This is a genomic window from Aeromonas sp. sif2416 (assembly GCF_019218665.1).
Classification (GTDB): Bacteria; Pseudomonadota; Gammaproteobacteria; order Enterobacterales; family Aeromonadaceae; genus Aeromonas; species Aeromonas encheleia.
In genome coordinates this window covers 1-223 of sequence record NZ_JAHUXC010000069.1, presented here as the reverse complement: position 1 = coordinate 223, position 223 = coordinate 1, and the positions used below count along the sequence as shown (strand labels likewise).

General features: G+C 64.6%; 1 protein-coding gene. It reads left to right on the top strand.

All coding sequences use genetic code 11. The annotated features are described in order from the left end of the window. Positions 1-223, top strand: a 223-nt coding sequence (locus tag KW821_RS21580) for a VCBS domain-containing protein (protein ID WP_218292885.1), incomplete at both ends; no start/stop codon positions are given.

Sequence of the window (223 nt, the reverse complement as noted above, 5' to 3'; positions counted from 1 at the left end):
GCCGATGAGGCCGAGTTCAAACCGGGTGTGGGCACCCCGAGTGCCGGCGCCCTGGGTCAGCTGGAGATCGATGCGGCTGGCAAGTGGAGCTATGAAGTCGCCAACGACAAGGTGCAGTACCTGGGCGCGGGCGAGACCAAGGTCGAGACCTTCGTGGTTGAGAGCCTGGATGGCACCAGCCACACCGTGACCATCACCATCACCGGCGTCAATGACGGTGCGG